This is a genomic window from Psychrobacter sp. TB15 (genome assembly GCF_000511655.1).
Classification (GTDB): Bacteria; Pseudomonadota; Gammaproteobacteria; order Pseudomonadales; family Moraxellaceae; genus Psychrobacter; species Psychrobacter submarinus.
This window is the reverse complement of the sequence record NZ_AYXN01000032.1, coordinates 15,153-27,825: the sequence shown is the minus strand read 5'-3', so window position 1 is coordinate 27,825 and position 12,673 is coordinate 15,153. Positions and strand designations below refer to the sequence as shown.

Sequence of the window (12,673 nt, the reverse complement as noted above, 5' to 3'; positions counted from 1 at the left end):
CTGGTATTGCAGCGCTGATATTACTTATCGTGCAGGTGTCATTGAAGCGACAGATAGCACTATGTGGTTTGGGTTTAAGGATGATATCGTAATACGTATTACCGATAAGGGCGATGAGCGCTTGCTCGATGTACGGAGTAAGTCGCGTATTGGTAAGAGCGACTTAGGTAAGAATGCCGAGCGCATTAGTGGTTTTATTGAGGAGTTAGATAAGGTTTTGGGAGAGTAGTTTTTTACAACAGGTGTAAATAGAAGTCCCAAATCTCGTTTAGGGCTTCTATTTACTATAAATTACAACTGCGCCACCGTTTCTACTACTTTAAAGCTCAGTTCATTGTCTAGCGCTTTGAAATGCGCTCGACCACAGCGGATTTTTTGTTGTTGCGGTAGTGGTAGCTTGGCGATATCTACCGCATGACCTGCTGCACTTTTGCCGCCTGTGTTCTTAGTTTCGGCGACAAAGTATAACTGCCTTACATCCTCATCTTCTTCTTTAATCACTGCCCAATCCGGATTATAGCTGCCAAGTGGCGTATCAATCTTAAACCAATTAGGCAGCTTAAAATAAAAGCGTACGCTTTCCATACTCTCGCAATCTTGTGCAAACTGGTGCTCAGTATTGGAGTCCAGTGGTATTAAGTTGTCAAAAATCGTCTTATGGGTATCGGTAACCTCGAAATGATCATCACTGGCATAGACATCCGCCGGCTGAGCCTCTAAGCTCTCTAATAATCGCTGGGCATATATTTGACCGTTTTTTTGGTACTCAATGCCTTTTACCATGAGGTCAGTTTGCGCTTGCTTAATAATCGCAATTAAGCGCTCTAGAAAGACTTGCGGATTAATAAGCATCTCATCAATACGTCCACTTTGACGCAATATCTCCATCAAAGTCAAACGGGTCAGCTTGGTATGGCGAGCCAGATAAGCCAAGATATCAGGCAATTGCCACGTGGGTTGAGGCGCGTTTGAGTCTGCATCAGTGTCGCTACCATCATAGCTATTATCCTTAGCATAATACTGACGTTGGCTATTGACGGCTAATAAGCGACTCTCCACGCCGTCATCACTCACAGTCAGGCGTACTTTGTTCGCTTGAATTTGCGGCGCGATTATTTCTTCCATATCGGCTATTAGGCTGGTAACGGCAGTTATTAATTCATCAGTATCAAAGCAGACTTGATACTGAGTCTTTTGTTTAATTTTATCCCAAATGGCTTTGAAGTTGTCATCTAGCATAAAACCTTTACGATACTTAACCGCTTGCTTGTCTGCTTGATTTTTTACCCGTCCTGCAAAGCTCACACCGCAATCATCCGCAATCTCATTTTGCAAACTCTTAGCAAAGTCATCATAGCTTTCATTGGCGATGACGGTGAGAATATTAATCTGCTTGTCATAAATCCTGTGACCATCTGCACCAACACATAGACGCAGACCACGACCAATTTCTTGACGTTTTTTTAGGGTGGATTTGGTCTCGTTGAGGGTGCATATCTGAAACACATTGGGATTGTCCCAGCCTTCACGTAGTGCTGAATGGCTAAAAATAAACTGCAGCGGATTATTTAGATTCAGCAGCTTTTCTTTATCTTTCATAATCAAGCTATAAGTATCATCGTCGCCTTTGGTGGTGCCAGAGGTGTCTTTAGCGCGTCCCTTTTTATCGACAGAGAAATAGCCGTTATGAATCTCGCTGACCTCAGCCTGATAATGCATTGCTAATTGTTGTTTTAAATCACGATATTTAGGCTTATCTAATAACGTCTGATATATCTCTTCAAACCACTGGGCAAATTTACCTGAGCGCGTATAGCCGTCTGTTTGGTTGATCACCTCATTATTAATTAGATAGTTATCAACGCGGTCAATAAACAGCAAGGACAATACTTTAATTCCTTGCGGCAATAGCTTGCGCTGCTTATCCAGATGCGCCTCAATAGTACGCTCAATTTGATAACGCATGACGCTATCGGTCATACCGCCGGTTTGCTGACCTTGATAAATCACCACGCCATTATCAAACTCAATGTAGCCCTCCACAGCGTTAATGCCGCTGACGATATAGCCATTGGCGTATATTTCACGCTCGGTCTTTTTGTAGAGATCATCGTTGTCGCTGATGCTGATAGTTTTCTTTTTGACCACGCCTTTGACGTTGGCATAGACGCTTACTTTGGCGGTGATCTTGGTCTTTTTGGGCGTGATATCTAGCAGCTCAATATAGGCCTCATTAAAGCTGTCATCGCTCATAACGGAGTCAACTTCGATTTGCTTAACCAAACCTGCATCATAGGCTTTGACTGGGTTTAGGCTATAAAGCAGATGACGGCTGTACTTGTGCGTCGCTGAATAACGCAGGGTAATCAGCGGCTGCAAACTGGCAATAGCGTCCAAGCGCTTAGCGGTTTCCATATTTTGCGGTTCATCGACAATAACGATAGGATGGGTCGCTTGGATATATTCAATCGGGGCTATGCCTTGCTCACGAACTTGGTTGATGATGTTTTGGTCTTTGGCAAAGGCGTCAATGTTCATGACCAAGATTTGCACGGTTTGACTGGTGGCAAAATCGCGTAGCTTATTTAGATTTTTGCTATCGTATATACGCGCATCCACGCGAGTATTGTCATACAAGGCGGCAAAATGCGCTTTGGTCATCTCGATAGACTTCATCACGCCTTCCCGGATCGCCACTGACGGTACGACAATCACAAATTTACGCATGCCATAAGTCTGATACAGCTCGTAGATGCTACGCAGATAGACGTAAGTTTTGCCTGTGCCGGTCTCCATCTCGATCGAGGCGTTAAGTCCATATTGAGCAAGGTTTTTGTCATCGTCATAGAGCGTGGTTGACGGCTCGATATTATGTTCACGCTGCACGGCTTGGATATTATCCAACACTTGCTCATCGCTGATAATGCGCTGATTGGCTATGGCTTGGCTGGTGATTTGCTGGCTAATCACTGAGGCACTATTAACGACATTGAAAGGTGGCTTTAATTCAAAACTTTCAATAAACGAGCTAGCATCCAGCTGTGACGGCTGTCCACGAAAGATATCAACCACGGCATTGATAGCATGGCTTTGGTGTTCAAGGTTTGGCTCAAAGGTGAGGGTTATCATGGTTTAATAAATTCTTTTTTAATATTTGTCGATACTTTATCTATGCATACGGTCTGAAAGATAATATATTCCAAAAAATGTTATGAGTAGCATTTGTATAAATATGGAGAAAAAGACTAGGACAACTAAATAATATATTGTTAAGAAAATACTCTGTGCTACAGGAAACACGCCTATTGAATATAGTAACGTGGTAAAAAAAACCATTATAGTCAAAACCATACTTATCGAAGCCAAGTAGCCAAACATAATAGTGAGATAACGTCTTCTTGTTAAAAGAGACGGTCTACTTCCATTAGTGGTTCTTTCCTGTATTTTTACTTTAGGACTACTCATTTCACTATCTAGTCCAGCATAACTATAAGAAGCTATTGCTGCTAAAGATCCAATATAAAATCCAGGTAATACCTGTATAAAAGTACTTAGACTACTAAAGGCATCTTCTAGAAATATATTAATAACACCTTCTGCATTTATATTTATTAGATAAAATAATATCGTTATAAGAATAGAAGTACCTAGTGGTATACAATATAAAAATTTATTATAACTCCTACCATCATATTCGACTTTAAGAAACCCAAAAGCTTTAAATGCGTAATTTAGCATAAGCTTAGTCATCCATTAAATTTTTAATAGTTTCAAAAAATAAATTATTATGAGTAGTGTTGCCGACCCCGCGTTGTCTTTTATTAGAAGGATCAAAGTACTTCCGTCTAATAAATTTCTCACTAAAACTAGTGATACCTCCATCTGCACTTTCTTCAACTTGACAAACTTGAGGTTTTCCTGTTTGTTCATGTTCTAATATAAGAGAAGTTTTAGAATTGTATTCAACTCTACGGTTCCCTTTGACAACTTCTATGACTCTTCTTAAATAACCTCTAACGATATTTTCTTGACTACCGTCTGGTACACTTTGGACACTGAAAATTAAATCTTCTTTTTCTTTACTAAAATCATTATTGGGGTCATCAAAGCCACTATTGCTCCAGCTTGAAACCTTAACGGCACTTAATCTACCATCTATAACAGCATTTATAAGCTCATCACCAATTAAAGGTTCCAACGTTGGTTTAAGCTTGAACCACAATTTTAGTGGCTGTCCTTCATTATCTCTAAAACCATCCGCATTGTCTGCGCAAAACACACCATTCGTATCATTAATTTTCCTATCAAATGCTTTAAGTCTAATTAATAGTGCATTTATATATTTAGCTATGATACTGACTGGAAATTTATTCACACGCTCAATTGCCAATGTTGCTATTCTTGAATTATCAGTAAATTTTATCACGCAATGACATATCACCTTTTCAGCCTGCAAGTCACCTCTAGTCTGCACCTCCTCCTGCTCATTTTCTATATGATGAAGTGTACGGTCGGGGGCTTCTTTATCAAAACAACTAATCGCAAGTTTTATATAGTGTTGACTTATCTCTAAGAACTGTATGCTAGTGCTATACCTACCTTTTCCTATCCAATATTTATCACTAATTTTTAATTCTACATCATCTTCATTAGTCTTATATACTTCGTTCAGGTTACTTTCTAAACTTTCAAATACGGGCTTTATAGGTGCATACTCATAAGGTGGCGCTAAATTATTTTTATTTCTTATAGGAATAGTCGAAATTTTTAGCTCATAAAACTCTACACATACTCTATCCATAATAACCGACCCCTCAAAACTATATATTAAATTTTAATTTTTTGAATTTTAAACACACCCAACCACAAGCCCTGCATCCTCAAACTGCAACACGATATTTGCCTTATTGGCGTCATCGCTAAAGGCTCTATCCATAATCAACGTTTTATTGGGAGCGCGCGCAATGATTTGTGTGGCTTTGCTAGTGGTCATATCGTCTAGGACTATCGCTAGGCGCATCGACGTGCCCGCGTTATCAGAGCTGTCAGCATCAAAATTATCAATTAGCGCATCGTTTTGAGTGACCAGATAATAGCCGTCGACCTCTATAACATCTGCGGTCAAGGTATAGCCTTCTTTGAGCATCAGCTCGGTGATGATACCGTCAGTGGTGGCAGTGTCAACGATAGGGTCAAGGTGTTTCTCAAGCTGCGCCATTAGGCTGTCGGCGTCATAACTGGCGGGCTGCTGCCACGGGACGAAGTTGCTGTCGGTGAGTTTATACGCCTTAAAACCAAAATCAAGCGCCGTGCTATCCACGGTTTCAGGTAATTCGGAAGTGATATGGGCAGCGGCACGGCGAATGCGCTCTTTGGATATCTCGGCGATATTAGGCGGCATATTATTGTTAATGCAAAATTCATAAGCGCTTTGATTATCTTTGGCATCAATGACTTCGGGGATTTGTACCATAATAAACTTGCGCTTACCTGCTTTGCCATTTTCTGCATCTTCAGCATTTAACGCCATAACCGCATGAGCGGTGGTTGAAGAACCTGCGAAGAAATCAAGGATGATATCATCAGAACTAGATGAAATTTTCATTGCTCTTTGTATTAATCGTATTGGCTTAGGATGGTCAAATATTTTCTCACCCATTAGTTTTCTTAACTCTTGAGTAGCTGACTGTGTATGACCGACATCCTTATAACCCCATAAAGAAATTGGTACAACACCGTCGTTTGTTTCTGTTAGAAACTTCTTAACAGAAGGTACATTACTACCATCTTTACCAAACCAAATTCTATTATCTTTAATCAACTTTTCTAAGTTTTCTTCACTCGTATTCCAACATCTTCCTTGGGGCGGACTGACAACACGACCTGATGGTGTTGTTATCTCATAGTCGTAATCTTGATTGTAGGTAGCAACAGACAAGTCAGAACTTTTCCAGACTCCTCTTTTATCGTCATCTGGATTTTTATATCTTTTTATCTGTTCCTCATTTAAAGGCAGTAAATTTCTCTCAAAATTATTCAAACTTCTGGCATAACAGAGTATTTGTTCATGATTTAATGAAAAGTAGGTAGCATCATTTTGAGGTGAATACTTTTTTTGCCAAACGATTTCAGCTACAAAATTCTCCTCGCCAAATATCTCATCCATCAGCAAACGTAAGTTTGCCACTTCATTATCATCTATTGAAACGAATATTACCCCATCATCACGCAGCAAGCTTTTTGCCAGTGCCAGCCGTGGATACATCATATTTAGCCAATTGCTGTGATACTGACCGTTTTCTTTACGGTTGCCACGCATGCCATCGCTATGGGTCAGATTACCGTCCGCATCGGTTTGCCCTGCTCGCGCCTTATAGTCCGCAATGCTCTCGCTAAAATCATCGGCATAGACAAAGCGGTCATTACCCGTATTGTATGGCGGGTCGATATATATCATCTTGATACGGCTGTGATAGCTCTTTTGTAGTATCTTTAGCACCGCCAGGTTATCGCCTTCGATAAATAGATTTTGCGAGGTATCAAAATCGACTGACTCATCAGGCTCTGGCACTAGCGTCTGACTGGTTGGAGTTTTTAGCTCACGATAGACTTGATGCTTGCCCGCCCAGCTTAGTCCATACGCCTCTTGCGCGGGTGCAATATCTTGCTCAGATAACAGCGCGGTGAGTTTATGGATATCAAGCTGACCTTCACTAAATGCTTCTGGCATTATCTGCTTGAGCTGTGCAAGAGTTATATCTTGAGGAGTTTGACTGGTAGGATGTATCGGATTACTCATAGTTGCGGCTACACTGTTCGTGAAAGGACAAGATGATTAAAGTATAGAAGTTAGCATCGGGACAGTATAACAATAGCACTATGGATAGTGCGACTTTTTCGGCTATTCAGACGACAGCAAATGACGTGACAAAAAACTCAGTTCTCATGTAATAACCTCACCCCTACGTCAGCTTATCGTAACCAAGCCATGCTAGTACTTTTCTTTATTATCGATATTGGTTACTCTAATTAAATCTTTGATTTTATGCTCTGTTTTCTACCTTTACAGGATATTTCCATGCGTTTGAATCAGCTCTCCACCCTCTCTCTATTGACCGCTGCTATTGGCCTCAGTCTTGCTAGCACCGCGCAGGCCGCTCGTCCGCCTGCACCTGACTTGTCTAATAGCGAATTTCAGCAGTGCCTAGATGGACTCAAAAACTCTAGTAAATTTCGTAGTGTCGATAGCTTCACCTTTAATAACTACCGCCCAAGCCAGCCTGATCCAAGTGTCATTCAATCGCTGAACTATCAGCCTGAGTTTCAAAAAGACGTTTGGGACTATTTATCCGCGCTAGTGGATAAAGAGCGCGTTGAAGACGGTATCCGCGCCAAACACCAATGGCGTGATACGCTGCGCCAAATCGAGTCGCGATATGGTGTCAAGCCTGAGCACGTATTAGGGGTATGGGGTGTTGAGTCCAACTTTGGTCAAACGCTTGGCAAAAAGCCTTTGTTCGAGTCACTCGCGACGCTGTCTTGTTTTGATCGTCGCCAAAGCTACTTCCAAGGTGAGTTTGCCAATGCACTCAAAATCGTGCAGCGCGGTGATATTGCGCCAAATGATATGACCGGTTCTTGGGCGGGCGCGTTTGGGCAGACGCAGTTTATGCCGAGTACCTTTTTAGAGCTGGCAGTCGATTTTGATGGTGATGGTCGCCGCGACCTCGTCAATAGCGTGCCGGATGCACTCGCTTCTACAGCGAACTTCTTGGATAACCGTGGCTATCGCACAGGCGAGCCTTGGGGTTATGAAGTCAAGCTACCTGATGGTTACTGGGCAGCATCAGACCGTAAGAACAAAAAATCGATGAGCCATTGGCGTAATCAAGGGTTGACCCTAGCTGATGGTCGTCCACTGCCTTACGATTTAAATAGCGCCGGATTACTCTTGCCAGCCGGTATCGATGGTCCCGCTTTTTTAGTCGGCAAAAACTTTGATACTTTTTATTCGTACAACGCCTCAGAAAACTATGCCTTAGCGATTGCCCACTTATCTGACTTGATCACGCGTGAGGACAGTAGCAAAACTGACTTTATCACCGCTTGGCCGACCGACGATCCAGGTATCAGCCGTCAACAAGCCAAAGACATCCAGCAAGCGCTACTAGACGCAGGTTATGATATTGGCGGCGTTGATGGGATTATCGGGGATAATACCCGCACCGCGATTCAGCAATATCAAACCAGCCGCGGTATCTTCCCTGCTGATGGCCGCGCCGGTCAGAAGTTTTATCGTACCATCATTGGCAGTGCCGCCCCTCGCCAAAGCCAGTATGGTAATCAATATAGCCAACCAGTCGGCAATCCGTCTATCAATAGTCAGTCTCTAAATCCAGCACCTGCCGATCGTATGGGTCAGCTGATTCAGCGGCAGACGACCACGCCTAATGTTTACTCCCCGCAGCCTTCTGTGCAAAGAACGATACAGCCTGCTAGTAACAATGGTAATATCCGCTATCGCCGAGTGACTAATAGTGATGGCAGCGTACGTCTTGAGCGTATTAACTAAACCCTATTAGACTTTATACTGACATAAAAAAACCACATCAAGTTGATGTGGTTTTTTTAGCTATTAGATATTGTCGTTTATACAATAGGCGGTGGATTAGGCTTGCCATTATCACCACCCCAGTTTTCGCGAGCTTTGTCATCGAGATCAGCAGGTGTTTTTGGCTCCCACTTGCCGTTTTCTTTCCAAGTGTCATCGCCCCAATCTTCATCTTCTTCCTTTCTATCCAAGTCCTTATAGGCTTGACTCGGGTCGATACCGCGGCGCTTCATATCAGCGACTTGCTCTTCTAGCGTGCGAAACTGATCGGCATCATGCATGGCTTTTTCTAACCCATCAATCTCATGCTTTAGTTCATCACTTTTTGAGTTACTCATTATGCTCTCCTTAACCAAGTAAAAATCAAGTAAATAATTTACAGAATATATCGTATAAGACTAGCGTCTATTTATACTAAATAGTCATCAGACCTTATTTTATTATTCTTATATTTATAACAGCCACTTAATACAATCATTCCATACGATCATTTAATACGATTGTTTAATAACAGCTATTTCGTCTGATAGTCATTCCTATTATTATGAATATAGTCAAGTTTAACAAGCGTTGGCACGTATGCTTTGTATTACGAAACGTAGCTCTGCTCGACTCTATTACAATGTTAACAAATGCTTAGCGGTATTTTTCGGTGGTAGAAGGTGTTATAGACGATAGGATCTTGTGCGGAATGCCGATAAGCGGCGCGTGCTAATTTTGAGTAGAGGAGTGTTATTTATCATTATCGCTGGCTTTATTTTCTGCTAATAACTTTTTGGCATAAAAAGTCAGACTCCAAAGCTCCTTCGTAGATCGTACCCCAGAGCCGGCGCTTTTTATCTGAATCCAGTTGGCGGCTACTAGTAGTCGTTGCAGCTTATCTAAATCGCTCTTTATAATCTGACAGCGAGCGACAGCATGAACTTTAGGCATCAGCCGTTTGATATCACGCTCAGCCTTAGCGGCAATTAACCGGTTGAACTGACTTTGCAGACCATAACTTGAAAAAACAGCAGGCATGCCGCCTAAAGCTAGCAAAACATCTTGCCAAGTGAGCGACATGGTCATCATAACGTCAGTTAAATTACCATCCTCGTAGGCTTGAGCACTATATTCGATATCGAAAGCTGCGCTCAGCTCGATCGTTGTAGTGACTCTATCGCTAGCTTCAAAACTATTATTAGTCTGATGGCTATTAGTCTGATGACGAGCATGTGCTAGATGACTTGCTTGAGGGTTTAAATTTCCTTGAGTATTCGCCGCCGTGTTACTGTCAAGGTCCCTAACCTTTATCCACTTTGGCGCTAAATTCGACTTTTCTATCATATCAGCGTGTATATTATGTAATAGCTGCTTAATGTCTGTATTGTCGTCATAATAGTGCACCTGATTGTTTTTTTGCTCTACCATACGAATAAAACCTTTGAGGGACTCACTGACCACGTCCGGATCATAATGTCTTTTTATGAGCGTCATCATAGGCTTGATACAAGCCTTGGCATTGAAGTAACTCAAATGCATTTGACTAAAACCGGTATTTTGTACCGCGCCATAGCTATCGCCAATCACCATCAGTACATAATCACAAGCATCAACGCATTGCCGACCGTATAACGCTGACTGTGATAGATGCGTTGAGAGATCATACGTCAGAAATGCCCGCGACTGAAAAAACACTGCCAAACTGTCCAAAATCAGGGGCTGACTGTGGGCAACGCAGATAACATGAATGTGATATCGACGGTTTGACAAAGTGACCTCTACAGTATTTAGCGATGCTCATGCTCTCACTTATGCTTGCAATCATACTTGCTACTTGCATAGTGTCTAAACACGGCTTTATTATTATATATTTATCCTAACACAATACAGTTAGGCGTTTTTTCAATACTCAACCGAGTTTTTAGATATTTTTCTTATTAGGCGACGTATTGAATATTGATGCGCTCACCAAGCAGGCGCTTGATAACTTGACCCAAAGTCTCATCATACTTACTGGCATAAAGCATTAATGCGTTGTTCATCTCAGTGTTATCTGACGCCGCTAACAGCTGTTTTTCTATTAGCAAGGATCGCACTCGAGCAGCGATTGCCTGTCCTGAATCTACTACCGTAATCGGCAGCTGTTGCTCAGCTATCGCTTGCAACAAAAACTCCCTAAAAAAGGGATAGTGCGTACAGCCTAGCACTAAATAGTCAATACCGTCATCGGCCAATTGCTGTAGCTGTTGCCGCAAGCGAAGAGCCGTTGGCGAGATGATAGGCATCCCCGCCTCAACCCACGGCACTAATTCTGGATCGAAGTATTTGCTCACTGTTATGTTGTTTGGCTTAGCCACCTCTTTGATGACTTGATTGAGTAAAGTCCCCTCAAGAGTCGCTTTGGTTGCCATAACAGCGACACGGCCGCTAAGGCTACCTAACACCGCAGGCTTGAGCGCTGGCACTAACCCTACAATAGGTATCTGCGGGTAGCGCTCGCGGGCTGTCGTCAGCGCATGCGCAGACGCGCTATTGCAAGCGATGACGATAAGCTTGCAACCTTGCTCATATAACCACTGCACTGCGGTTAGCGTCAATACTTGGATATCTTGGCTGTCGCGATTACCATACGGGACGTGCTTGGTATCGGCATAATACAAATAACGCTCGGCAGGGAGCTGTTGAGACAAATGCAGATACACAGACAAGCCGCCTATACCTGAATCAAAGACGCCTATTGGTGCTTCATTAAGCGCTTGATTTGACATGTGCTCTGGTACGCAAGTTGAGGCCGCGTTTAGCGCATTATCTATCTTATTTATAGTACGAGCATTGCTTAGCTCGCCATTAGATGCTGCTTGGTTATTCATTTTGGCCATATTTTTTATAAATAGTAGTGTCATCAATAATGAGCTCTAAACCGTTAGCCATAGCGTCGTCATTTACCACTCGCCTTTGATATGCTCAAGTCGCCTCATAGCTTAACTATCGCCGGTTATCCATATCCTAGCGTACTGGCACTTTTATTAGATGAAGAGTATATACTAGATAACGATGATTTATTATCAATCTCGACAAAACATAGTTAACAGAGGATGAAATGAGTTTTGGGTTTGGCAAATATTACCAAAAAACCTTAAAAGCCGACGACTAAGCCAAAAATTAGCATCCTTAACTTAGAGAAGAGCTTAGAGAAGATACCTATTTAGCTACTCATCTTCAGGCATGGAGAGCTGATACTCTTGACCACCACTTTGTAAGGTCAAAATCGTCGTTCCTGCCTGCTCGCTCAGCGTACCGATATCTGTTAAATGATAAAAAGCATTGCGACCGATCAGCGCCTCTAGACCATTACGCACCATCATATAAGGGCGAATTTGCTCATCAGCATCATTGTGAGTGTGAGAATCGTCTTTGCTATCAGTATAAAAAGCCCGTAGCTCTATAGGATGCTCGGGATCTAGGCGGACGACATCACCGGTTGAGGTGGTAAATTCAAGCCAGCTGACGCCTTCTTCGTTGACGATACCGACATCATTGATGAGCAGCGGCGCGTCTTCGACTTTAATCCGCAGTTTTTGTACTGGCGTTTTCAGAAAATACTCTGCTTTGCCGCCTTGATCTTCTTTCCATAAAATAGTTGCAAATAGACTGACTAGTGACTCACGCGTCATATGTGTACCTTCGTGCCACCATTCGCCATTGGCTTTTATCACAAGGTCCATATCCATAACCTGTTCAGGATGCCATTTTTCTAACGGCGGTATACTACGACCTTGACGAGAGCCTGCTGATGACTTTAAATAGTGGCTAAGCGCCTCCATGTTAGTTAGGTCCGATGGTATATCCTGCATGGCTTTGGCGGTATCGTCAGTATTTTTTCTGTCGGATTTATTACTCTTATCCATAAGGCAGTTTCCTTGTTAGCGATTTACTATTCATTAAAGTTTGCTATAGATTATTGAGTGATACGTTTTAGTTTTAGGTCAAACGGCTCAATATCTTTATATTCATGATAGCGTTTACGCTTCACCTTAGCATTGATGTCCATAAATGCGTATCGTGTTTGTGGTGTTTTTC

Annotated in this window: 9 protein-coding genes; 2 read left to right on the top strand and 7 right to left on the bottom strand. The window is 42.3% G+C overall.

The features are described from left to right. The first annotated feature begins 61 nt into the window (after positions 1 to 61). Entirely contained in the window at positions 62 to 229 is a 168-nt protein-coding gene (locus tag W234_RS14860; protein ID WP_264673188.1) for a DUF1499 domain-containing protein, read from the top strand. Positions 230 to 291: 62 nt separating this feature from the next. Here the strand turns inward: W234_RS14860 and W234_RS0107695 are convergent, their stop codons facing one another. From W234_RS0107695 to W234_RS0107680, 3 genes are all read right to left on the bottom strand, one after another. After that, positions 292 to 3,129 carry a DEAD/DEAH box helicase family protein gene (locus W234_RS0107695; protein WP_084212640.1) on the bottom strand — a complete coding sequence of 946 codons (2,838 nt, stop codon included), beginning with the start codon at positions 3,127 to 3,129 and terminating at the stop codon, positions 292 to 294. Positions 3,130 to 3,742: 613 nt separating this feature from the next. After that, positions 3,743 to 4,801 (bottom strand): hypothetical protein, encoded by a 1,059-nt coding sequence (locus tag W234_RS0107685; RefSeq protein WP_025646254.1) that lies wholly within the window; start codon positions 4,799 to 4,801, stop codon positions 3,743 to 3,745. Positions 4,802 to 4,849: 48 nt separating this feature from the next. Then, positions 4,850 to 6,799, bottom strand: coding sequence for a site-specific DNA-methyltransferase (locus tag W234_RS0107680; RefSeq protein WP_025646252.1), 1,950 nt, complete (start codon positions 6,797 to 6,799; stop codon positions 4,850 to 4,852). A gap of 279 nt (positions 6,800 to 7,078) precedes the next feature. Here W234_RS0107680 and W234_RS0107675 point away from each other — a divergent pair, with 279 nt between their 5' ends. After that, positions 7,079 to 8,572 carry a lytic murein transglycosylase gene (locus W234_RS0107675; protein WP_025646250.1) on the top strand — a complete coding sequence of 498 codons (1,494 nt, stop codon included), beginning with the start codon at positions 7,079 to 7,081 and terminating at the stop codon, positions 8,570 to 8,572. A 77-nt stretch (positions 8,573 to 8,649) separates the two neighbouring features. Here W234_RS0107675 and W234_RS0107670 read toward each other — a convergent pair whose 3' ends face one another. The 4 genes from W234_RS0107670 to W234_RS0107655 form a co-directional block, all read right to left on the bottom strand. After that, positions 8,650 to 8,949, bottom strand: coding sequence for a hypothetical protein (locus W234_RS0107670; protein WP_025646249.1), 300 nt, complete (start codon positions 8,947 to 8,949; stop codon positions 8,650 to 8,652). A 394-nt stretch (positions 8,950 to 9,343) separates the two neighbouring features. Continuing rightward, complete coding sequence (locus W234_RS0107665; RefSeq protein ID WP_025646247.1) at positions 9,344 to 10,363, bottom strand: DUF4062 domain-containing protein; 1,020 nt, start codon at positions 10,361 to 10,363, stop codon at positions 9,344 to 9,346. A gap of 167 nt (positions 10,364 to 10,530) precedes the next feature. Beyond that, positions 10,531 to 11,361, bottom strand: a complete 831-nt coding sequence (gene murI, locus W234_RS0107660) for a glutamate racemase (protein ID WP_037059363.1) — start codon at positions 11,359 to 11,361, stop codon at positions 10,531 to 10,533. Positions 11,362 to 11,802: 441 nt separating this feature from the next. Continuing rightward, positions 11,803 to 12,447 (bottom strand): DUF1285 domain-containing protein, encoded by a 645-nt coding sequence (locus W234_RS0107655; RefSeq protein WP_413771574.1) that lies wholly within the window; start codon positions 12,445 to 12,447, stop codon positions 11,803 to 11,805. Positions 12,448 to 12,673 lie beyond the last annotated feature (226 nt).

Excerpts from the sequence above, each read along its gene's own strand:
- W234_RS0107675 (WP_025646250.1), top strand. The coding sequence starts at position 7,079 with ATGCGTTTGAATCAGCTCTCCACCCTCTCTCTATTGACCGCTGCTATT.
- W234_RS0107685 (WP_025646254.1), bottom strand. The coding sequence starts at position 4,801 with ATGGATAGAGTATGTGTAGAGTTTTATGAGCTAAAAATTTCGACTATT.
- W234_RS0107670 (WP_025646249.1), bottom strand. The coding sequence starts at position 8,949 with ATGAGTAACTCAAAAAGTGATGAACTAAAGCATGAGATTGATGGGTTA.
- W234_RS14860 (WP_264673188.1), top strand. The coding sequence starts at position 62 with ATGTGGTTTGGGTTTAAGGATGATATCGTAATACGTATTACCGATAAG.
- W234_RS0107680 (WP_025646252.1), bottom strand. The coding sequence starts at position 6,799 with ATGAGTAATCCGATACATCCTACCAGTCAAACTCCTCAAGATATAACT.
- murI (WP_037059363.1), bottom strand. The coding sequence starts at position 11,361 with ATGTCAAATCAAGCGCTTAATGAAGCACCAATAGGCGTCTTTGATTCA.
- W234_RS0107655 (WP_413771574.1), bottom strand. The coding sequence starts at position 12,447 with ATGCAGGATATACCATCGGACCTAACTAACATGGAGGCGCTTAGCCAC.
- W234_RS0107695 (WP_084212640.1), bottom strand. The coding sequence starts at position 3,129 with ATGATAACCCTCACCTTTGAGCCAAACCTTGAACACCAAAGCCATGCT.